This is a genomic window from Microbacterium sp. (genome assembly GCF_011620715.1).
Classification (GTDB): domain Bacteria; phylum Actinomycetota; class Actinomycetes; order Actinomycetales; family Microbacteriaceae; genus Microbacterium.
The window spans coordinates 16,801-36,209 of the sequence record NZ_WOYP01000025.1; the positions used below are offsets into that span (position 1 = coordinate 16,801).

At 67.5% G+C, this 19,409-nt stretch carries 20 protein-coding genes and 1 pseudogene; 13 read left to right on the forward strand and 8 right to left on the reverse strand.

Annotated features, from left to right (window positions below; genetic code table 11):
- On the forward strand, window positions 1-335 hold a 335-nt coding region (locus QZV84_RS02745; RefSeq protein WP_292824943.1), incomplete at its 5' end, for a DUF1269 domain-containing protein.
- 126 nt (window positions 336-461) lie between these two features.
- Here QZV84_RS02745 and QZV84_RS02750 read toward each other — a convergent pair.
- The 6 genes from QZV84_RS02750 to QZV84_RS02775 are packed head-to-tail and all read right to left on the reverse strand — an operon-like array spanning window position 462 to window position 5,003.
- Window positions 462-1,169 (reverse strand): urease accessory protein UreD, encoded by a 708-nt coding sequence (locus QZV84_RS02750; RefSeq protein WP_292824946.1) that lies wholly within the window; start codon window positions 1,167-1,169, stop codon window positions 462-464.
- On the reverse strand, window positions 1,166-1,984 hold the full coding sequence (ureG, locus tag QZV84_RS02755; RefSeq protein WP_292824949.1) for an urease accessory protein UreG: 819 nt from the start codon (window positions 1,982-1,984) through the stop codon (window positions 1,166-1,168). Before ureG ends, QZV84_RS02750 begins: the two co-directional genes overlap by 4 nt.
- Window positions 1,977-2,648 carry an urease accessory UreF family protein gene (locus QZV84_RS02760; protein ID WP_292824952.1) on the reverse strand — a complete coding sequence of 224 codons (672 nt, stop codon included), beginning with the start codon at window positions 2,646-2,648 and terminating at the stop codon, window positions 1,977-1,979. Before QZV84_RS02760 ends, ureG begins: the two co-directional genes overlap by 8 nt.
- A gap of 9 nt (window positions 2,649-2,657) precedes the next feature.
- Window positions 2,658-4,355 (reverse strand): urease subunit alpha, encoded by a 1,698-nt coding sequence (locus QZV84_RS02765; RefSeq protein ID WP_292824955.1) that lies wholly within the window; start codon window positions 4,353-4,355, stop codon window positions 2,658-2,660.
- On the reverse strand, window positions 4,342-4,692 hold the full coding sequence (gene ureB / locus QZV84_RS02770; protein WP_292824958.1) for an urease subunit beta: 351 nt from the start codon (window positions 4,690-4,692) through the stop codon (window positions 4,342-4,344). Before ureB ends, QZV84_RS02765 begins: the two co-directional genes overlap by 14 nt.
- Before the next feature lie 8 nt (window positions 4,693-4,700).
- The gene (locus QZV84_RS02775; protein WP_292824961.1) at window positions 4,701-5,003 is read right to left on the reverse strand and encodes an urease subunit gamma; all 303 of its coding nucleotides are present in this window, start codon (window positions 5,001-5,003) and stop codon (window positions 4,701-4,703) included.
- A 377-nt stretch (window positions 5,004-5,380) separates the two neighbouring features.
- On the opposite strand from QZV84_RS02775, the gene urtA reads away from it, so the two are divergent.
- The 8 genes from urtA (at window position 5,381) to QZV84_RS02815 (ending at window position 13,244) form a co-directional block, all read left to right on the forward strand.
- Window positions 5,381-6,685 carry an urea ABC transporter substrate-binding protein gene (gene urtA / locus QZV84_RS02780; RefSeq protein ID WP_292824964.1) on the forward strand — a complete coding sequence of 435 codons (1,305 nt, stop codon included), beginning with the start codon at window positions 5,381-5,383 and terminating at the stop codon, window positions 6,683-6,685.
- Window positions 6,686-6,781: 96 nt separating this feature from the next.
- On the forward strand, window positions 6,782-7,666 hold the full coding sequence (urtB, locus tag QZV84_RS02785; protein ID WP_292824967.1) for an urea ABC transporter permease subunit UrtB: 885 nt from the start codon (window positions 6,782-6,784) through the stop codon (window positions 7,664-7,666).
- Window positions 7,663-8,796: an urea ABC transporter permease subunit UrtC gene (gene urtC, locus QZV84_RS02790; RefSeq protein WP_292824969.1), complete on the forward strand. Its 1,134-nt coding sequence runs from the start codon at window positions 7,663-7,665 to the stop codon at window positions 8,794-8,796. Before urtB ends, urtC begins: the two co-directional genes overlap by 4 nt.
- Window positions 8,793-9,572 (forward strand): urea ABC transporter ATP-binding protein UrtD, encoded by a 780-nt coding sequence (gene urtD, locus QZV84_RS02795; protein WP_292824972.1) that lies wholly within the window; start codon window positions 8,793-8,795, stop codon window positions 9,570-9,572. Before urtC ends, urtD begins: the two co-directional genes overlap by 4 nt.
- A gap of 10 nt (window positions 9,573-9,582) precedes the next feature.
- Entirely contained in the window at window positions 9,583-10,257 is a 675-nt protein-coding gene (locus tag QZV84_RS02800; RefSeq protein ID WP_292824975.1) for an ATP-binding cassette domain-containing protein, read from the forward strand.
- A gap of 130 nt (window positions 10,258-10,387) precedes the next feature.
- Complete coding sequence (locus tag QZV84_RS02805; RefSeq protein WP_363331855.1) at window positions 10,388-12,061, forward strand: hypothetical protein; 1,674 nt, start codon at window positions 10,388-10,390, stop codon at window positions 12,059-12,061.
- Complete coding sequence (locus tag QZV84_RS02810) at window positions 12,061-12,654, forward strand: TetR/AcrR family transcriptional regulator (RefSeq protein ID WP_292824981.1); 594 nt, start codon at window positions 12,061-12,063, stop codon at window positions 12,652-12,654. The genes QZV84_RS02805 and QZV84_RS02810 overlap by 1 nt, the downstream gene beginning before the upstream one ends.
- 44 nt (window positions 12,655-12,698) lie before the next feature.
- Window positions 12,699-13,244: a TetR/AcrR family transcriptional regulator gene (locus tag QZV84_RS02815; RefSeq protein WP_292824984.1), complete on the forward strand. Its 546-nt coding sequence runs from the start codon at window positions 12,699-12,701 to the stop codon at window positions 13,242-13,244.
- A 3-nt stretch (window positions 13,245-13,247) separates the two neighbouring features.
- On the opposite strand, the pseudogene QZV84_RS02820 reads toward QZV84_RS02815, so the two are convergent.
- Window positions 13,248-13,640, reverse strand: a pseudogene (locus QZV84_RS02820) (alpha-amylase family glycosyl hydrolase); the annotation flags it as partial.
- Between the two features lie 207 nt (window positions 13,641-13,847).
- Here QZV84_RS02820 and QZV84_RS02825 point away from each other — a divergent pair.
- The 3 genes from QZV84_RS02825 to QZV84_RS02835 all read left to right on the forward strand — a co-directional run bounded on the left by QZV84_RS02825 (window position 13,848) and on the right by QZV84_RS02835 (window position 16,666).
- Entirely contained in the window at window positions 13,848-14,213 is a 366-nt protein-coding gene (locus QZV84_RS02825; RefSeq protein WP_292824987.1) for a methylmalonyl-CoA epimerase, read from the forward strand.
- Between the two features lie 198 nt (window positions 14,214-14,411).
- Window positions 14,412-14,864, forward strand: a complete 453-nt coding sequence (locus QZV84_RS02830) for an Hsp20/alpha crystallin family protein (RefSeq protein ID WP_292824990.1) — start codon at window positions 14,412-14,414, stop codon at window positions 14,862-14,864.
- Between the two features lie 191 nt (window positions 14,865-15,055).
- On the forward strand, window positions 15,056-16,666 hold the full coding sequence (locus QZV84_RS02835) for an L-serine ammonia-lyase, iron-sulfur-dependent, subunit alpha (protein ID WP_292824993.1): 1,611 nt from the start codon (window positions 15,056-15,058) through the stop codon (window positions 16,664-16,666).
- Between the two features lie 266 nt (window positions 16,667-16,932).
- Here the strand turns inward: QZV84_RS02835 and QZV84_RS02840 are convergent, their stop codons facing one another.
- Complete coding sequence (locus tag QZV84_RS02840) at window positions 16,933-17,373, reverse strand: MarR family winged helix-turn-helix transcriptional regulator (protein ID WP_292824996.1); 441 nt, start codon at window positions 17,371-17,373, stop codon at window positions 16,933-16,935.
- Between the two features lie 43 nt (window positions 17,374-17,416).
- Between QZV84_RS02840 and QZV84_RS02845 the strand changes: the two genes are divergently transcribed.
- Window positions 17,417-19,237: a DUF2207 domain-containing protein gene (locus tag QZV84_RS02845; RefSeq protein WP_292824999.1), complete on the forward strand. Its 1,821-nt coding sequence runs from the start codon at window positions 17,417-17,419 to the stop codon at window positions 19,235-19,237.
- Window positions 19,238-19,409 lie beyond the last annotated feature (172 nt).

Here is a 19,409-nt window from a genome sequence, read left to right on the forward strand (position 1 = left end):
CCGCGATCGGCGCCGTCGGCGGCCTCGTCGTGGGACTGTTTGCACCTCCATTGCTGTTAGCAGGCGTGGTCGGCGCGGGGATCGGTGCCGGCGTCGCGAAGATCGCCAAGCACCATGACGAGAAGAAGCTCGGAGTGGACGCTCAGGAGTGGCTCCCTGCTGACTCTTCGGCGATCGTGGCGGTGGTCGACGACCGTTACCTGGATCGCATCGATGCGGCATTCGAGAAGGCGACGAAGAAGATCGGCAAGGCCGTCGACAAGGGCGACTACGATGACGTCGTCAAGGCGGTCAACGAGGGCGACGAGAAGATCGTCGAAGCGATCGAATCCTGATCGATTCCTGATCGATCCCGTTACGACCCGCTGGCGCGAGACGACGGCGGGTTCTCACCGCCGTCGCGCTCCTTGCCGGTCGGACCGAGCCTGGTGCTCGGCTGGATGCGCCCCGTGGCGCGGTCTTCAGACAGGGACGTCAGCCCGACCTTTCGCATGCGCGACCCACGCGTCCCACACCGGATCGAGAGGTGAGCTGTGCGTGTGGTCGGAGAGGTGGCGCGCCATCGCCCCCGGGCGATCGAACTCGAGGTCCATCGGGCGGGCAGGCGGGCGGAATCCGACGGCGATCACCGCATCGACCACCCGATTGCTGCCGAGCACCCCGGGCTCGGGCTCCGTGCCGTCTGCCTCCAGTCGCTCGACCAGGATGGGTCCGCCAGCGTCCACGACTGTGAGCGCCGAGACCAACCGCCCGCCCCGCTCGCCGTGCCTGCCGAGCACGAGCGTCTCGCGGATCACGGCTCCTGCGCCGGATTCCAGCGTGAGGGAGCCGCGGCGTACGACGTCGGCCCCGTCGGTGACGACGAACGGCAGGCCGTGCCACAACAGCGTCCCACCGGCTCCGATCCGAGCGCCCAGGAGCCATGACGAGCGCGCTCCGGGGTAGGCGACCGTGCCTCCGACATCCTCGATCTCGAGAGTGCACCCCGGTCCGACGTCGATCTCGATCTGCACGTCGTCGCCGCCGAGCAGCACCATGCCGGCCGCGGCGACCGCGATGTGTGCACGCACCGCATCGCGCGAGATCAGGCGCGGTGCGAGCGCGCCGACGGCGAGTTCCACGTGCGCGCGCGGATCGCCGGCAGTGACCGCGATGCGCGTTGAGGTCACTCGTTCGCGGTCCTCGCCGCGCCGGCGTGCGCTTGGGAGTGATCGTCGTCGGCGTTCGAAGTGTGCACCGTGTCATCGCCGTGAGAGTGGATGAATCCGCCCTCGGGATGCTCGTCATCGGCGTGGAAATGCGGGGCCATCGGCCCGGGGTCCTGCGCGACGTGGGTTCCCGCCCGGTGGCCCGCGAGGATCGAGAGTACCCATGCGCGCAGCGCCGCAACCGAGGCGGCGTCGTTCCGCGACAGGGCGAGTACGGCGCGGCCGTCTCGCGCCGCTTCGGCATCCGCGACCATCTGCGCCACATCGACGTCGACGTACGGGGCGAGGTCGGTCTTGTTGACCACGAGGAGGTCGGCACGACCGATGCCCGGGCCGCCTTTGCGGGCGACATCGCCGCCGCCCGCGACATCCAGCACGAAGATCTGCGCATCGACGAGAGCCGGCGAGAACGTCGCGGTCAGGTTGTCGCCGCCCGACTCGATGAGCACCACGTCGAGGGGCGCGAAATCCCGCTCCAGGTCTTCGGCGGCGAGCAGGTTCGTGGTGATGTCATCGCGAATCGCGGTGTGCGGACACGCGCCGGTCTCCACGGCGCGGATGCGCTCGGGCTCGAGCACCCCGGCCGAGCGCAGGAACCGGGCATCCTCATCCGTGTAGATGTCGTTCGTGATGACGCCGAGGCGCAGTTCGGTCGCGAGGACGCGGCACACCGTCGCGATGAGCGACGATTTGCCGGTGCCGACGGGGCCGGCGACGCCGAGACGAAGAGCGCGGGGGGCGGGAACCGCCGGTGTGGTGGAAGAGCTGTCAGGCACGGAAGAGTCTCCTGTTCGTGATGGCGTGGGCTTCGGTCCACGCCTCGGCTTGGGGCGCGCTCGCGGCAGGGATCGCCTCGGGCGAGTCGAGTGCCGCGAGCTGCGAGATGAGGGGATCGACCGCAGCGCACGCGTCGATCACGAGGCGCACGCCGTCGACGGGGTCGCCGGGTTCGAGCTTGAGAAGAGCAGCGACCCCGCCGGCCATGTCGTCGTAGACGGCCACGCGGACGAGGGTCTCGGCGTCGAGCCCCGCGTGTGCAGCGATCGCGCCGAGCACGATCGGCCGAGGGGGCGTCGCGGCCCCGTCGGTGAGGGCGGCGATCGCCGCCGACTGCGGCCACAGCCGCTGCGCCAGTCGGAGAAGCCCGCGGCCGAGGTCGGTCGATGCGGTCCGCGCCGCACGACTCGGGGTGCGCGCCGCCCACGCGCGTTCGACGGGTGCGTAGGACGCTCCGTTCAGGGCGGCCCGCCGCGCCACGACCGCCGTCGCCGCATCCACGAGCGTCGTCGTCCGCGCCCGGGCCCGCAGGAACGCGCCGACATCGTCACGCGAGAGCCCGCCCTGGATGGCCGGCTCGACGCCCGCGGAGAACGCATGCCCGCCTGAGGGAAGTCGTGCGTCGGCGAGCAGCAGGGCCATGGTGTGCGCGGTGGAGTCCATGGACCGGTTTCAGAACATGTTGTACAGCTGGGCCAGGGGGAGGGATGCCGCGGGTGCGGCGTGCACGTCTTCGCCGTCGATCGAGATCTCGAACGTGTCGGGACGGATGCGGATCGACGGCAGAACGTCGTTGTTCTTCATGTCGGCTTTGCCGATGTGACGCGTGGGCTCGACCGCAGCCAGTCGACGACGCAGCCCGAGCGTCTCGGCCAGGTCGTCTTCGAGCGCGGCGGGCGAGACATATGTCACCGACAGGTCCGCTCCGATCGTGTCGCCGAAAGAAGGGCGCATCATCACGGGCTGGGGTGTCGGGATCGAGGCGTTCGGGTCGCCGAGCGCGGCCCACGCGATTGCACCGCCCTTGACGACGACTGCGGGCCGCACACCGAAGAACTTCGGGTCCCACACCGTCAGGTCGGCGAGTTTGCCGACCTCGATCGATCCGACGTCGTACGCGATCCCGTGCGCGATCGCGGGGTTGATCGTGTATTTCGCGACGTAGCGGCGTGCCCGTTCGTTGTCGGCCGGCATCCCGCCGCCCAATGGGCCGCGACGGTGCTTCATGACATGCGCGACCTGCCACGTGCGCGTGATCACTTCGCCGATCCTGCCCATCGCCTGCGCGTCGGACGAGGTCACCGAGAGCGCTCCGATGTCGTGCAGGATGTCTTCCGCCGCGATCGTGGTGGCGCGGATGCGGGACTCGGCGAACGCGAGATCCTCGGGCACAGCGGGGTTGAGGTGGTGGCAGACCATCAGCATGTCGAGGTGCTCTGCGACGGTGTTGACGGTGTGCGGGAGGGTCGGGTTCGTGGAGCCGGGAATCACGTTCGGCAGCCCCGCGATCGAGAGGATGTCGGGGGCGTGACCGCCGCCGGCTCCTTCGACGTGGAAGGCGTGGATCGATCGGCCGCCCATCGCCGCGATGGTGGACTCGACGAAGCCTGCCTCGTTCAGCGAGTCCGAGTGCAGAGCGACCTGCAGGCCCCACTCCTCGGCCGCGCGCAGGGAAGCGTCGATCGCCGCGGGAGAGGACCCCCAATCCTCATGCACCTTGTAGCCGGCGGCACCCGCGAGCGCCTGCTCCTTCAGCGCGGCCATCGACACGGTGTTGCCCTTGCCGAGCAGAAGGATGTTGACGGGCAGGGGATCGAGCGCACGGTGCATGGCTGACAGATGCCACGCCCCGGGCGTGACCGTCGTCGCCTTCGACCCCTCCGACGGCCCCGTGCCGCCGCCCACGATCGTGGTGATCCCGGTCGCGAGAGCCTCGTGGATCTGCGAGGGTGAGAGCAGATGGACGTGCGAGTCGATGGCGCCCGCGGTCACGATGCGCCCCTCGCCGGAGATGACATCGGTCGACGGCCCGATGATCATGTCGATGCCGTCGCTGATGTCGGGATTGCCCGCGTGCCCGATCCCGACGATGCGGCCGTCTCGGATGCCGATGTCGGCCCGGATGATGCCCCACCAGTCCAGGATGATCGCGTTCGTGATCACCGTGTCGAGGGCGCCCTCTGCTCTCGTCGCGGTCGCTTGCGCCATGGACTCGCGGATCGACTTTCCGCCGCCGAAGACGGCCTCCTCGCCACCGACGGTGAGGTCGCTCTCGATCTGGATCCACAGGTCGGTGTCGCCCAGGCGCACCTGGTCGCCGACCGTCGGGCCGTATATCGCCGCGTACCGGGATCGGTCAAGCCAGACCATCGAGCAGCTCCTGACCGTCGGTCTTGATCTGGATGCCGGGTACCCGGCGTGAGCCTCGCAGTGCCACGGCGTCGAGCTCGCGGGACGCGCCGGGCTCGAAGCGCTGCGATGTGCCGGAGGGGATGTCGAGTCGGAACCCGTGTGCGAGCGCTCGGTCGAACTCCAGTGCGGCGTTCACGTCGGGGAGGTGGATGTGGGAACCGACCTGGATCGGGCGGTCGCCCGTGTTCACGAATACCAGCCGGATGCGCTCGTCCTCGCTGCGGCCGGCGTTGAGCTCGATGCGCCCCGGCTGGATCCGGTAGGCGCCGGGGCCGTGGGGAGAAGCGGATGCCACGGGACTCCTCAGTCGATCGGATGGTGGACGGTGACGAGCTTGCGGCCGTCGGGGAACGTCGCCTCGACCTGCACGTCGGCGAGCATCTCCGGGACCCCTGGCATCACCTGCTCGCGCCGCAGGACGGTGCGGCCCTCCTGCATCAGCTCGGCGACCCCGCGTCCTTCTCTGGCCCGTTCGATGACCCAGCACGAGAGCAGAGCGACGGTTTCGGGATGGTTGAGGAGGATCCCGCGTTCGAGCCGGTCGCGCGCCACCATGGCGGCGACCGACAGCAGGAGCTTCTCGGTTTCGGCGGGAGTGAAGTGCATTCATGGCCTCCGGCGGGTGATGTCAGAAGTGTGCCATATCGAGCGCTTTCGCCGGAAGCATTCCGAATGCCAGGACGACAGCATCCACTTGCGAATTCGCGGAATAGCAGGCATTTTGCCACGATGTCCGGTTCACGGTTAACAGAATCGGAACAATCAAGAAATGTCAGAGTAATGTCACGGTCCCATGCTGACCTTAACCACAGCAGTCGGCGACACCCTGTTTCACCGATCAACCCGTTCCGTCACTCCCTCGGCATGCCTTCCATCGGCGTGCTCCGGAGTCGCCTGCGCGACGGCGTCATCGGCGTGCCTGCAGGACGCACGGCTCATCCCGAGAACGCACCACCCTGCACCACACAGAAACGGAGATCCTCATGAGCACCACACGCACACGGTGGCTGAAGACGGCCTTGGTCGTCCCGGCCATCCTCGCGACCACAGCCCTCGTACTCTCCGGCTGCGGCTCCCGCGCCGGCGATACCGCCGAGCCGAGTGCATCCGGCGCGGCGGCCGAGAGCTGCATCGACACGTCCGGCGACACGATCAAGCTCGGTTTCCTCAACTCGCTCACGGGCGGAATGGCGATCTCCGAGAAGACCGTCTCCAACGTGCTGCATATGGCAGCCGACGAGATCAACGCCGACGGGGGCATCCTCGGCAAGCAGATCGAGTACATCCAGGAGGACGGTGCCACCGACTGGCCGACCTTCGCCGAGAAGACCGAGAAGCTGCTGACCCAGGACTGCGTCGCCGCGATCTTCGGCGGCTGGACCTCGTCGTCCCGAAAGGCCGTCAAGCCGGTCGTCGAGGAGAACAACGGCCTGTTCTTCTACCCCGTGCAGTACGAGGGCCTCGAAGCGTCGCCGAACATCTACTACACCGGTGCGACGACGAATCAGCAGATCCTCCCCGCGATGGACTACCTCGCTTCGCAGGGGGTCAAGACTCTCTTCCTCGCGGGTTCGGACTACGTGTTCCCGCGCACCGCGAACGCGATCATCAAGCTCTACGCTGCCGAACTCGGCATCGAGATCGTCGGCGAGGAGTATGTCCCCCTCGACAAGGACGACTGGACCACTCAGGTGTCGAAGATCGTCGCAGCCGACCCCGACTTCATCTTCAACACGATCAACGGCTCGTCGAACGTCGGCTTCATCAAGGCCTACTACGACGCCGGGCTCACGCCGGAGACGACACCGATCATCTCCGTGTCGATCGCCGAGGAAGAGGCGCCGTCGATGGGCCACGAGGTCACCGGCAACTATGCGTCGTGGAACTACTTCCAGTCGATCGAGTCCCCGGCCAACGCGAAGTTCATCGCAGACTGGCAGGCCTACCCGGGCAGCAGCGGAGTGACCTCCGACCCGATGGAGGCGGCGTACATCTCGCTCTACCTGTACAAGGAGCTGGTCGAGGCGGCTGGTTCGTTCGAGGTCGACGATGTGAACGCCGCCGCCGCGGCGGGGGGCATCAGCTTCGACGCACCGGAGGGCACCGTCGTGCTGAACGGCGACAACCACCACATCTCCAAGGAAGGCCACATCGGCCGGATCAACGCCGACAACCAGTTCGACATCGTCTGGTCGTCGGACGGACCGATCGAGCCGGACCCGTTCCTCGAGGGCTACGACTGGTTCCCGGCCGATGTCCGTGACGCACTCGTGGCTTCCGCGGGCTGATTCACCCACAGGACCCGGGGGTTCCGTGCACGGCATGGGACCCCCGGGCTCCGCGACAACCTCCAGATCTCCCCACCGCAGAGAGAGCGAAAGCACGTGGATGCACTTCTACCGCCGCTCCTGAACGGCACCGCGCTGGGTGCGCTGCTTCTTCTCGCCGCGCTCGGGCTCACCCTCACCTTCGGTCAGATGGGGGTGATCAACATGGCGCACGGCGAGTTCATCATGGCCGGCGCCTTCATCGCCTACGTGACACAGCTGGTCGTCACCTCCAGCAACATCTCGATCCTGCTGGCGCTGCCGCTCGCCTTTCTGGGCGCCGGACTCCTCGGCCTCCTGCTGGAGATCGGCATCATCCAGTGGATGTACCGACGGCCGCTGGACACCCTTCTCGTCACGGTCGGGGTCGCTCTGATCCTTCAGCAGATCGCGCTGCAGATCTTTCCCGCGCAGGGCGTCCCGGTGGAGGCGCCCGGCTGGCTGGACGGGCAGATCAACGTTCTCGGCTATGCATGGCCCCTTCGCCAGGTGTTCACCATCGCGCTTGCCGCGCTCTGCCTCGCCGCCCTTGCCGCCTGGCTCAAGTACTCGTCCTTCGGGCGGCGGATCAGGGCCACCGTGCAGAATCGGGACCTCGCCGAGACCAGCGGCATCCGCACGCGCAACATCGACCGCGTCACCTTCTTCGTCGGTTCCGGCCTGGCCGGTGTCGCCGGCGTTGCGGCATCCCTGATCGGCGGCACGAATTCTCAGATGGGCACCCAGTACATCATCCCGGCGTTCCTCGTCGTGGTCGCCGGCGGGGTCGGCCAGATCAAGGGCACAGTCATCGCAGCGTGGGCGTTCGGAGTCGCGCTGTCGTTCTTCGCCGACTGGACGACCGGAAGCATGGCCCAAGTGCTCGCCTTCGTGCTCCTGGTTGTCTTCCTGCAGTTCCGACCACAGGGCCTGTTCACGGTCCGCACCCGGGGGTTGACATGACGAAATTGAAGCCATGGCTTCCACTCATCGGCATCGGGATCTTCGCCGTCCTGCTCCTGGTCGTCGCCCCCGCCGTCCTCTCGATGCACTGGATCAGCAACCTCGGCAAGTACTGCAGCTGGGCGATCGCCGCGGTGGGGATCGGACTCGCCTGGGGTCGTGGCGGAATGCTGGTCCTGGGTCAGGGGGTCTTCTTCGGGCTCGGTGCCTACGCGATGGCGATGCACCTCACGTTGGAGAGCACGGCACCGGGCAGCCTCCCGGTCTTCATGATCCTGTATGACCCGTCGGCGTCGCTGCCGGCCTTCTGGGAGCCGTTCCGCAGTGGCGTGTTCACGGTGGCGGCCATCCTGCTGCTCCCCGTGATCGTGGCGGGAGTGCTCGGCTATGCCCTGTTCAAGCGTCGGATCAAAGGGGCGTACTTCGCAATCCTGTCGCAGGCGCTTGCCGTGGCGCTGGCCGTGCTGATCAGTTCGACGATCCGTGAGACCGGCGGCGACACCGGGCTCAGCGACTTCAAGTACTTCTTCGGGTTCGTCCTGAACGACGACGCGAACAAGGTCATGGTCTTCATGATCGCCGCCTCCCTGCTCATCCTCTGCCTGCTTGCGGTGTGGCAGCTCAATCGCAGCCGTTACGGCGAACTGCTGATTGCCACCCGTGATGCCGAAGAGCGCGTGCGGTTCCTCGGCTACGACCCTGCCAACATCAAGCTGGTCGCCTACGTGGTCGCCGCGGTGATGGCCAGCATCGCAGGCGCGATGTTCGTCCCCATCGTCGGCATCATCACGCCGGCCGAGATCGGCGCTTCCGCCTCGATCCTCATGATCGCCGGTGTGGCGCTGGGTGGGCGCGCCTCGCTGTTCGGTCCGGCTCTCGGGGCGATGGCAATCGGCTGGGGACAGTCGAGTCTCGGCTCCAGCTGGCCCGACGGGTGGGTCTACATCCTGGGCCTGGTCTTCATCCTCGTGACCCTCTTCCTCCCCATGGGACTGTCCTCACTGTTCGGAAAGGCGAAGGGTCTGGTGTGGCGCCCGCGTGAAACACCCCCCGCTTCGCTCGCCGACCCGGCACTCGTGCTCGAGCCTGTCGAGGAGCCGGTGGTTGAAGACGAAGAGGTGACGAAGTGACCGCCGCCGATGGCTCGCTTGTCGTCACCGATCTCAAGGTCGAATTCGATGGATTCGTCGCCGTCGGCGGCGTCTCCTTCGACGCCCACCCCGGCGAGGTGAGATTCCTCATCGGCCCGAACGGCGCCGGAAAGACGACCTGCATCGATGCCATCACGGGCCTGTCGAAAGGCACCGGTTCGGTGAAGCTCGGCGACCAGGAGCTGCTGGGCAGGTCCACCCAGAAGATCGTCCGGCTCGGAGTCGGGCGAACCTTTCAGACGGCGAGCGTCTTCGAGCAGCTTTCCGTTCTGCAGAACCTCGACATCGCGGCCGGGCTCCGTCGCTCCTCGTGGTCGCTGCTGCGGGCACGCCGAGGCGTCGATCCGGCGATCAAGGTGGCGCTGGAGGAGACCGGGCTCAGCAAGGAGCGCGACACGCCCGCGGGCATCCTGTCTCACGGCCAGAAGCAGTGGCTGGAGATCGGGATGATGCTCGTGCAGGAGCCCCGCGCGCTTCTGCTGGACGAACCCGTCGCCGGGATGAGCCAGGATGAGCGGACCGCCACGGGCGAGCTGCTGCACCGCATCGCCGAGCGGCGCGTCGTGCTGGTCGTCGAGCACGACATGGACTTCATGCGCCGTTACGCATCGCGCGTCACGGTGCTGCACCAGGGAAAGATGCTCTCGGAAGGCAGCGTGGCGCACGTGCAGGCCGACCCCAAGGTGCAGGAGGTCTACCTCGGCACCGCCGGGGCCGTGACTACGCAAGACACCCCGCAGGGGGAGGGAGCCTGAGATGCTCGAGATGAACGATATCCGGGCCGGGTACGGGCGGACGCTGGTGCTGCACGGCGTGACGCTGCCTTCTGACAAGGTGGTCGCCGTGCTCGGCCACAACGGTGCCGGAAAGTCGACGCTCCTGCGGGTCGCCATCGGACTCATCAAGCCGCGCAGCGGCCAGGTGATCTTCAACGGCGAGGATGTGACATCGCTGCCACCCAACAAGCGCGTCGCGCGCGGCATGGGATACGTTCCGCAGGGTCAGCAGGCGTTCGGGCAGCTGACGACCATGGAGAACCTCCAGCTCGTCGCCGACGGCCGAAAGCGCGGCAAGGCTCTCATCGAGCAGCAGCTCTCGCGCTTCCCCGCGTTGGAGAAGTTCGCCACCCGCAAAGCCGGCCTGCTCTCGGGCGGCCAGCGTCAGCAGCTCGCGATCGCCCGGGCGCTCATCACAGAGCCGAAGCTGCTCATCCTCGACGAGCCGACCGAGGGCATTCAGCCGACGATCGTCGCCGAGATCGAGCAGACGGTGATGCAGCTGGCGAGCGAGGGCCTGTCCGTGCTCCTCGTCGAGCAGCACATCGGCTTCGCACTCGAGGCCGCAGACAAGTACCTCGTGCTCGCGAGCGGGTTCGCCTCGAGCACCGGCGACGGTGGAGCGTCCGCGACCGAAGGCGTGCGGGCGGCGATGGCGATCTGACACCGTGGGTGCGCATCGCCGTCTGCGCGCAATGCGGCTGTAACACGCGAGGCGCACAATGAGCCCAACGCGAGGCGCACGTTGAGCCCAACGCGAGGCGCGGGGAATGCGACGTGGGGTGCGGTTCAGGGTGAGCAGGGCAGACAACGCGCGGGCAGCCGCCGAGGACAGCCTCGAGGACTATGCCTTCCGCTATGTGCCACGGACGTTCCGGCGCTGGAGCGCCGGCTCGATCGGGGTCACCGCGCTCGGCTCGATCGCCTTCCTCGCCGACTTCTCGATCGGGGCCAGCGTCGGAATCGACCATGGCACGAACAACGCCGTGCTCGGCATCCTGTTCGCGTCGATCATCATCTTCATCGTCGGCCTGCCCATCGCGTATTATGCGGCTCGCTACAACCTCGACCTGGATCTGATCGCCCGTGGGTCCGGTTTCGGCTACTACGGCTCGTCGATCACAACCGTGATCTTCGCGGTGTTCACGTGCATCTTCTTCGCCCTCGAGGGGGCGATCATGGCGCAGGGGCTGCATGTCGCGCTCGCCATCCCCCTCCCGATCGGCTATCTCGTCTCCACCGTGGTGGTGATCCCGATCGTGATATACGGGATGCGCGCGCTCGAGCGCCTGCAGTTCTGGACCACGCCGCTGTGGCTCGCGCTCGCGCTGCTGCCGCTGCTCTGGGTGATCGTGTCCGACCCCGACGCGGTGAGCGCATTCGTGGCGTTCACCGGCGAGTCCGATGGCGCGGTCAGTTTCGATGCGGTCGTCGCGAGCGCCGCGGTCTGCTTCGCGCTGACGCCGCAGCTGGCCGAGCAGATCGACGTGATCCGGGTGATGCCGCCGCGCACCCGCCTGAACCGGCGGTCATGGTGGGCCTCGCTCCTGTTTGCGGGGCCCGGCTGGGTGCTCTTCAGCGGTATGAAGCAGGTCATCGGTGTCTTCCTCGCGGTGTACCTCATCACCCGTGTCGACCCGAGTCTCGGCCAGCGGGCCGCCGAGCCGGTCCGCCAGTTCATCGCCCTTTACGAGTCGATCATGCCGGAGTGGCTGGCGGTCGGGCTGGCGCTCGTGCTCGTCGTCGTCGCCCAAGTCAAGATCAACGTCACGAACGCCTACTCCGGGTCGTTGGCCTGGTCGAACGTGTACACGCGGCTTACCAAGACCTACCCGGGCCGATCGATCTTCATCTTCTTCAACCTGGCCATCGCGTTCGCGCTCATGATGATGGATGTCTTCAGTCTCATCAGCTTCGTGCTCAGCCTCTACGCGAACGTCGTGATGGCGTGGCTCGTCACGATCGCCGCCGACATCGCGATCAACAAGCACGTCCTTCACATCTCGCCGATCGTCCCCGAGTTCCGACGCGGGATGCTGCGCGACTGGAATCCGGTCGGCCTCGTGTCGGTGGGCCTGGCTTCGCTCCTGTCGCTGGCGGTGTTCGGGGGACTGTTCGGCGAAGAGGTGCGACCGTTCTCGGTGCTGATCGCCATCGGCATCGCGGTGATCACGACCCCGCTCATGGCGCTGATCACGGGCGGCAGGTACTATCTGCGACGCCAGACGGACGGCATCGATTCGCCGATCCTCGATGCCGACGGCAACCCGTCGGGTGAGCGGCTTCGCTGCCACGTCACCGGCTACACGTTCGAGCGTCCGGATATGCTGGCCTCTGCGGAGCGCGGGGCTCGTGGAGAGACGCAGTACGTGTCTTCACTCGCACTGACGCTGGATGACTCGGATCGCTATGTGCTGCCCGCCGAGCCGACCGCACCGGCCAGGCGGCAGAAGGGAAGGGGCGGATGATGGCGGAGGGCGTCGACACTCCGACCGCGATCCTCGCCCACGCCGCCGTGGCTCTGCGCGAGCACCCGTTCGACGACATCTCGTACCGCAGTCTCGGCGACGCGGTCGGCGTGTCGGAGAGGACCGTCTACCGTCACTTCCCGACGAGGTCGCACCTCTTGGAGGGCGTCGCGGGGTGGATCGAATCCACCGAGTTCCCGTTGCCGCCGTTCGTCACTCTGCCGCAGTTCCGGCAGGCTGTGCGCGCCCGGTTCCTCGCCTTCGATTCGTCACCGGCGTTCGCCTTCGTGTGTGCGCGCGCTGCATCCATCTCACCGACCGGCGAGCCGGAGCCCACCTTCTTCACCCGAGCGCTGGTCGCGATGCTCGCCACGAATCATCCGTCGGTGAACGCGCGGGATCTGCGCCGCGTGGCGGCCACCTTGCGCTACTTTGCTTCGGCCCAGTTCTGGGCTCGCATGCGGACCGGCTTCGAGATGAGTGCGCCGGCCATCTCGGACGTCTTCGATCGCACCGTCGGCGAGGTCCTGGGCGGCCTGCTGATCATCACCGACACCGCGATGGACAGCGTCTCGCGCCGGGCGCTCGGCTGACGATGTCGGCGACCACCGATCCACCGGCGCACGCGGACGGCGACGTGAGTCGCACCCAGGAGGCGATCCTCGCCGCCTACGCCGACCTGATCGAGGAGCTCGGCACGGACGACGTCTCGTTCCGGCTGATCGCGAGACGTGCGGGCGTCGGCGAGCGCACCGTCTTCCGCAACTACGCGACCAGGGTAGATCTCCTGCTGGCCACGGCGGCATGGATCGAGAGCAGGGTCTTCGTGCGGCAGGATTCACCGAGCATCTTCGACATGCCTCTTACGATCCGGGCCGCGATGGAGTCCTACGACCATCGCCCGGAGCTGGCCCATGTGGTGGCCGAAACGACCATGCGAGGGATAGGCGGTGCCGCGCCCAGCCCGCGGCGGGCGATGCTCGAGGAGATGATCGATGCTGAGATCCCGGCGCTCGGAGACGCTGAGCGCCGAGCGATCGTCGCGGCGCTGGCGCACCTCGACTCGGCGGCGACCTGGGTCACGTTCCGCCGGGAGTTCGGAATGAACCGCCGCGATATCGCCGACGCCGCAGCTTGGGCGGCGGAGGCTGTGCTGGATCCGATCCGCTCACGCGTCGGCTGACACCTGGTTCGCGAGGAAGAGCATCTCGCCGACCATCGCCCGGAACACCGCCGGGTTGGCATAGTTGAGGTCCCACTGGAAGTGGTGGAACGTGGACCAGGTCCACCGGCCGTCCGGCAATTGCACGAAAGAGCCCGCGTGATCGTCGGGGAAGATCTTTCGGACGGTCTTCTCGTACGCATCGGGCATCGTGCGATCCGGGAAGATCAGGTAGAAGTCCTCGTAGCCCGGCTTGTCCGCGATCGCCTTCCGGGCCCATTCGTGCTCGTTGCTGGTGTGGTTGAAGATGAAGTCCACGACCAGCGAGATGCCGGCCAGCCGCAGGTCGGCGGCCAGGGCTGAGAGCTCCTGCATCGTGCCGAGCGCCGGGTTCACCCGCCGGTAGCTCGAAACCGCACTCGAGCGGTCGCGCGTTCCACGATGCGGCCGCGTCGAATGCGCCGGAAGCCTCGGAGGCTATGCGCCGCACCTCGACGATGTCGCCCGTCCACTCGGCGGTGAGTCTCGGCATGACACTCCTTCGTGCATCGCTGGTGCCCGTTTCACAATAGGGTCTCGCGCGGGGGGCTGACAGACTGGTGTCATTGGATACGGGAGGCCGCGATGAGACTCGTTCAAGTGGCGCTGCACGCCGATGACCTCGGCCGCGCCGCGGACTTCTACACTGTGCTGCTCGAGTCCGCACCGATCGCCCGTTTCGACGAATCGGGATTGGTCTTCTTCGACCTCGACGGCGTACGGCTGCTGCTCGACCGCAATGCTCCCGCATCCCTCCTCTACCTGTACGTCGAGAACGTGCATGACGCCCTCGACCGTCTGGGCGGGCTCGTCGATGTCGTGTCGCGTCCGCATGTCATCTTCACGCACCATGAAGACACGCTCGGGCCCGCGGGCCACGACGAGTGGCAGGCGTTCATCACGGACACCGAGGGAAACACCGTCGGTCTCGTGGCCTTCCAGCGGCACTGACGCCGGGCTGCACGGCCTCCTTCGCGTTCTCGAGACGAGCCGAACCGATATCGCCCTGACCGGGGATTCGCTGTGGGCGAACGACTGGCACTCTCGACTGTAGAGTGCTAAATTGAACGTAGTTGAGTCGTGAGGACTCAACTTATCGGAAACACACCGCCGGGCGAGACGTCCGGCCCTGCGACAAGGAGATGAATCATGGCCAACTACGACCCGTTCCGTGAGTTCGACCGTTTCGCGTCGAGCCTGTTCGACCCGCGCCGCGGACCCCGCCGGATGCCGATGGATCTGTACCGCGACGGTGACCACTATGTGCTGACCGCCGATCTGCCGGGCATCGACCCGGGCTCGGTCGACATCGACGTCGACGGCCAGTTGCTGACGATTCGCGCCGAGCGCACTCTCGCCGGAGGCGAGGGCGTCAAGTGGATCACACGCGAGCGCGAGGCCGCGAGCTTCCTGCGTCAGCTCAGCCTCGGCCAGGGCATCGACACTGAGCGCATCGCCGCGAACTACAGCAACGGTGTGCTGCACGTGACCATCCCGGTCAGCGAGAAGGCCAAGCCCCGCAAGATCGAGGTCGAGACCGAGAGCGCGTCGCCGGTGCTGCGCGCCCACGAGAGCAGCGAGCCGCAACCCGTCGAGCAGTAGCCCGATCGACGGAATGCCCTGGACCGCACGGTCCAGGGCATTCCGCGTTCGGGCAGTCGGAGCGAAGCGGCGACGCCGCCGAACGCGCGGCCGCCGCAGTTCGCGAGGTCGCCGGAGCAGGTGCCGTGGTGCACGTGCGGGTCGGCCGGTGCACGTGTGAGCGACTCCGGCCGGGGGCGTAGCCTGAACGTGTGAGCGCATACGTCTCGGCGTTCGAGTTGTTCTCCATCGGAGTAGGACCCTCGAGCTCCCACACGGTCGGCCCCATGCGGGCGGCCCGTGATTTTGCGGTCCGCCTGCGCGAGGGGGGGCTGCTCGATCGTGTCCTGCGGATCACCTGCACGCTGTACGGTTCGCTCGGCGCGACCGGGGTCGGCCACGGTACACCGGACGCCGTCGTTGCCGGGCTGCAGGGACTTTCACCCGAGACGGTTGACCCGGCTGTCGTGCGCTCGGCGTGGACGTCATGGCCTGCGAGTGCCTCGGTGATGCTGGACGGCACGCACCCGGTCGCGTTCGCGAAGTCGGACGTGGTCTTCGCCGCGCGCGTGCGGCTGCCGGGCCATCCGAACGCGATGACGCTCGAGGCGTGGTCGACGGCGGGCTCGACACCGGATGCTGTCGCGGTCCGGCTGGCGGCGGCAGGCGTACGCAGCACGGGTGTCGCGCCGGTTCCTGATGCCACGCCGGCGGGTGTCGGTGACGGGCCGGTCGAGGGTCTCCTGCTGAGTGACACCTACTACTCGATCGGCGGCGGCTTCATCCGCCGCGAAGGCGAGCCGTCGCGGGTGGCGGCACACGCGTTTCCGCTCGCGTTCGACAGCGCGGGGGCGCTCTTGGAGCTGTGCGATGAGCGTGGGATCACGGTCGCCGAGGCGGCGCGCATCAACGAGGAGGCGCTGCGCACCGACGAGGAGATCGCCGCCGGCCTTGACCGTATCTGGGACGCCATGTCGGCGTGCGTCGAGGCAGGGCTGCAGCACGGCGGGGCGCTGCCCGGACTGATGCACGTCAAGCGCCGGGCGAGCGCGATCCGCGAGCAGCTCGAAGAGGCCGAGCACGACGGCCGGCGCGAGCTGCCGGGCGAATGGCTCGGCGCGTTCGCGCTCGCGGTGAATGAGGAGAACGCGGCGGGAGGTCGGGTCGTGACCGCTCCCACGAACGGAGCGGCCGGCATTCTGCCCGCCGTCGCGATGTACTGGTGGCGCTTCCTCGCCGACTCGGGGCTCGGTGCCGAGAACGCGGTCACTCCGTACGGCGAGCTGGTCGGCAGCGCGCTGCTGGGCTTCGCCGGCCGCCGGCAGCTCGGGCCGGTCGTGCCCGATGACATCGATGAGGAGCTCATCGCCGACGCGAACCGGCGCCGCGGCATCCGTCGGTTCCTGCTCACCGCGACCGCGCTGGGGTCGCTCTTCAAGGCGAACGCATCCATCTCGGGTGCTGAGGGCGGCTGTCAGGCCGAGGTCGGATCGGCGTGCGCGATGGCCGCGGGCGGACTGACCGCGGTGATGGGCGGCACCAACCGGCAGATCGAGAACGCGGCCGAGATCGCGATGGAGCACCACCTCGGTCTCACGTGCGACCCGGTCGGCGGACTCGTGCAGATCCCGTGCATCGAGCGCAACGCGATCGCCGCCTCGACCGCGGTCACTGCGGCCCGGCTGGCCCTGCGCGGAGATGGCTCGCACTACGTCTCGCTGGATGCAGTGGTCGAGACGATGCGCCAGACCGGCATCGACATGAGCCACAAGTACAAGGAGACGAGCGAGGGCGGCCTCGCGGTCAACGTCATCGAATGCTGAGGGCTGCCGCGCGAGGGCTGTCTGCGCGCGGCGGCGGCGAGCATCAGTTCGAACGAGCGGCAGACGAACTCCGTGATGCCGATGCGCTGCCATCGTGCGTTGAACTTGGTGGCAGTAATGGTCGCCTGCTCATCGAGCTGGCGGCCGAGAGGGGCTTCGGCCCCGGCTCGAATCCCGGCGAGATCGTCGCTTAGCTGTGCGAGGACTACTACGTGGTGACGCACGGCAGGACCGTGACGTTCGGCGGGCGCGGCTGGAGCAGCGGGCTAGCTGGTTTCCTGCTGCTTGCGCAGCTTGGCGGTGAGGTCGCGAAGCTGCGCGAGCTCACCGTCGTCGAGGAGCGACATCCGGTGGGCGATCGTACGCCCGTGGTTCGAGGCGACCTTGCGGAACGCCGCCGCGCCCTCCGCGGTCACCCGCACGAGCGAACCCCGACCGTCTTCAGGGTCGGCGCATTTGGAGATCAGTCCTCGCGCCGCCATGCGGTCGACCAGGCGCGAAACGCTCGGCTGGCTGATGAGCATGTTGGCCGTCACATCTCGCAGGCGTGCGGTCATGCCGTCGCTGCGTGTGACGGTGAGCAGAACATCGTACTCGCTCTGCGTGAGGGTCGTGTCGTCGAAGTCGCAGCTGATCTCGTCGAACACCTCGTGCTGCGCACGGAACAGGCTCTCCCACGCGTCGATCGCGAGACGCCGGTCGGTCATAGGCACCACTGTAAACGAAGGGGAGGGATCTAGGCTGGCGAACATGGGTCCGAAGCTGCTGCGTGTGCTTTTCATCGCTCTGGTGGCCTTGGGGCTGCCCGTCGCGCTGCTCTCAGCGTGCTCGTTCAGCTCGTCCAGCAGCGATGGCACCGCCGCGGCCTCGACCGACGTGAACGACTTCTCGTTCGACAGCATGGACGTGCAGTACACGCTCGGCAGAGCTGACGACGGCACCAGCACGCTCCTGGTCGAAGAGACGTTCGTCGCGCGCTTTCCGGACTATGACCAGAATCGGGGCATGAGGCGCAGCATCCCCGATTCGTATCTCGGTGCACCCCTGAATCCCGAGCTCGTCTCGATCACCGACGGGCTGGGCAACCCGCGCGAGTCCGAGACCGGGTCGGAGGACGGCTACTTCACGATGACCTCGCGCGCCGACGACTACGTGCGCGGGGCGCAGACCTACGTCTTCACCTACACGCTGCACAACGTCGCGCGGTTCTTCGAAGACACCGGCGTCGACGAGTTCTACTGGGACGTCAACGGCACCGAGTGGCAGCAGGACTTCGGTCGGGTCTCGGTGCACCTCGTCGTCCCGGCCGACCTCGCCGACTCGCTCGTCGGTGCGCAGTCGTGTTATGTCGGCTACCAGGGGTCTGGCGACATGTGCGGGATCTTCGTGGATGCGGCGCCCGACGGCGGCGCGACGTTCGAGGCCGGCGCCTCGCCGGTGTACGCCTACCAGACCGTCACGATCGCGGTCGCGTTCGAGAAGGGCACGTTCGCACCGTTCGACTCGTCGTACCTCGCCTCGCCCTGGGGTTGGCTCAACGGCGTCGCCGGCCTGGGCGTTCTGGCCGCGCTGGTCTTCGGCATCGTGACACGTGCGCGCCACCTGCGCGATGAGCCGGGCCGACCGACGATCATCGCCGAGTACACGCCGCCGCCGGGCGTCGATGCCCTCGAGAGCGCCGTGCTGCTGGGCAAGACCACCAAGGCGATCCCTGCGGAGGTGCTGGAGCAGGCCGTCGTGGGCAGCATCCGGATCGTGGAGGGCGAGCGCAAGTTCTTCGGCGGGGTCAAGCTCAAGGCGCAGCTGATCGACCCGACGCGCGCGGATGGCGACGGCAAGCTGCTGCTTGCCGGTCTCTTCCCCCTACTCGATCCGGGCACGGAGTATGAGTTCGGCAACACCGACACCCGGTTCTCGGCGGCCGCGCAGAACATCCTCAAGCTGGCGAACGTGGAGCTCGCGCGGCGCGGTCTGCGGCGGGATGTGTCCGCGCGTGTTCGCGCGTGGCCGGTACTCGCGTCGATCGGCGCAGGCGCGCTGGTGTTCCTCACCGCGATGTTCGCCTTCGCCGCGTCGGTCGACCCGCTGATCCCGATCCTGCTGATCGTCGCCTCGGGCCTGGTGCTCTTCATCGTGATTGGCCTGGTCTCGCGCAAGCCGCTCACCGCCGCGGGAGCGGAGGTGCGCGATCATCTGGCCGGCCTCAAGGAGTTCATCGAGTGGGCCGAGGCCGACCGCATCCGAATGCTGCAGTCGCCGATGGGCGCCGAGCGGGTGCGGATCGACCCGAACGACCCCGCGCAGATGCTGAAGCTGTATGAAGTGCTGCTGCCCTATGCCGTGGTGTTCGGCCAGGAGAAGCAGTGGGCCGAGCACCTGGCGGTGCTCTACGGTCCGGACAATTCACCCGCCTGGTACGTGGGCTCGCACGGCTTCAATGCCGGTTCGTTCTCTTCGGGCATCAGCTCGCTGTCGGCCAGTTCTGCGTCCTCGTCCTCTACGTCGGGCGGCTCGAGCGGCGGCGGGTCGTCGGGCGGTGGAGGCGGAGGCGGTGGAGGCGGCGGGGTGTAGGCGGCGGGGTGTAGCCGTCCCGGCACAAGTCAGGGCCGGTCGGAGAGGCTCCCGACCGGCCCGTACTCGTCCCTTGCACCAAGAGTGTCCTGCAATCACATGCGGTCGTTGCCACAGCAAACAACTTCCGTGGTTGAACTCTATAACGACCAGATAACGGAAGGGAAGAGGC